Origin of the sequence: Pseudorhodobacter sp., assembly GCF_030452865.1 — a bacterium.
In the GTDB taxonomy this organism is placed as follows: domain Bacteria; phylum Pseudomonadota; class Alphaproteobacteria; order Rhodobacterales; family Rhodobacteraceae; genus Pseudorhodobacter.
In genome coordinates this window covers 1-1,791 of the sequence record NZ_JAKDLJ010000559.1, presented here as the reverse complement: position 1 = coordinate 1,791, position 1,791 = coordinate 1, and the positions used below count along the sequence as shown (strand labels likewise).

General features: G+C 63.9%; 3 protein-coding genes. All 3 read right to left on the bottom strand.

All coding sequences use genetic code 11. The features are described from left to right. Positions 1–446, bottom strand: a 446-nt coding sequence (locus tag L0H65_RS19395; protein WP_301460825.1) for a ThiF family adenylyltransferase, incomplete at its 3' end; no start/stop codon positions are given. 47 nt (positions 447–493) lie between these two features. Then, entirely contained in the window at positions 494–961 is a 468-nt protein-coding gene (dut, locus tag L0H65_RS19390; protein ID WP_301460824.1) for a dUTP diphosphatase, read from the bottom strand. A gap of 96 nt (positions 962–1,057) precedes the next feature. Continuing rightward, the coding region (locus L0H65_RS19385; RefSeq protein WP_301460823.1) for a phosphopantothenoylcysteine decarboxylase at positions 1,058–1,791 on the bottom strand (734 nt) is incomplete at its 5' end.

Below are 1,791 nucleotides of genomic sequence, written 5' to 3'. Positions count from 1 at the left end.
ATCACCTGACGTTGCAGGTTGGAATTCTCCACCAGATCGTCATCAATCACCCCGCTGCGGCCCTCCCGCGCCGCCGCAAGATACAGGAGCGCAGGACTGCCAAGGCCGCCTGCCCCCACCACCAAGACCCGCGCATCATGCAACTTCCGCTGCCCGGCCCCGCCGATTTCGCGCAGCATGATATGGCGGGCATAGCGTTCCAGTTCCACCTCTCGGAACACCGGTGGTTTTATCGTTGCGGCGGGCGGCGCCGCCCGCGCGCGCAGGGCAGCAAGCCCGTATCTGTAGACCAGCACCAGCGCCGCAACGCCGCCGAACCCCAGCCACAGCGCCAGACTGCCGCCCAGAACTGCTGACAGCATATTGGGCTGCGGCCAGACCGGCAGATGCACCAAAACCAGCAGTCCCCAGCACAACAGCGCCAAAGGAAGACCCGCGCGCGGCATCAGATAGCGCGTCGCCAGAACCAGCGCCACAAACCCAAGCGCCCCGATCATTTCAACCCGGTGGAGCCGAAACCGCCCGTCCCACGCGCCGTGTCATCCAAAACCCGCACCAGATCGAACCGCGCCTGAACCACCGGCGCGATGATGATCTGCGCAATGCGGTCGCCATGTGAAATCCGGTAGGGTTCCGCACCGAAATTGACCAGCAAAACCCCAAGCGGCCCGCGATAATCGCTGTCAATCGTGCCGGGGGTATTGGGCAGCGAAATACCATGTTTCAGCGAAAGGCCGGAGCGCGGCCGGATTTGCATCTCGAATCCCGGCGGAATCGCGACCCGCAATCCGGTTGCGATGATCTTGCGCTGCATCACCGCCAGCATCACCCCTGCGTCACGCTCCTCCGGCGCGAGGTTGGCACGCAGATCCGCCCCTGCCGCCCCCTCTGTCTCATAGGCAGGCATGCCAAACGACCTGTCCGCCCATTCCTCCCAGACACATCTTAGAACCGGCATCATCGCCTTCACGTCCCCCGTCTTCCCTGCCGCAAAGTCTTCTCTGTTGCAAATATCCTCTGCGAAGCACTGAATTTTCAAAGAAAATTCGCCCTCCCCCTATGCCGAAAGTGCTACGGCGATCCGCTGCGCCAAACGCACCGCGACCGCATCCTTTCCCGTGCGCGGCCAACTTTCCGCACCCGCGTCGGAAATCACCGTCACCGCATTTTCCGTCCCGCCCATGATCCCGGTCGCAGGCGAAACATCATTGGCCACAATCCAGTCACAACCCTTGCGTTTGCGCTTTGCCGTGGCATGGGCGATCACATCATCGGTTTCCGCCGCAAAGCCGACCACCAATCCCGGACGCCCTGCTTTCATCTGCGACACCGTTGCCAGAATGTCGGGATTCTCGGCAAACTCCAACGCCGGCGCCTTGCCGGTGCCGTCTTTCTTCATCTTCGATTCGCTGGCATTGGCAACCCGCCAATCAGCGACGGCTGCGGCAAACACTGCGGCATCGGCGGGCAGCGCCGATTGCACCGCCGTCAGCATCTCCGCCGCAGTCTCGACCCGCACCACCTGCGCGCCGTCGGGGGCGGCGACGGTTGCCGGGCCGGTCACAAAGGTCACACGCGCACCCAAGGCAAGCAACGCGCTGGCCAAGGCCGTGCCCTGCGCGCCGGAAGACCGATTCGCGATGTAGCGCACCGGGTCAATCGGTTCATGCGTCGGCCCCGAGGTGACGAGGATATGCTTGCCGGCCAACGGTCCCGCTGCAAATTCCGCCGCCGCCGCCGCCACGATCTCCGCCACTTCCGCCATGCGCCCCGGCCCATGTTCGCCACAAG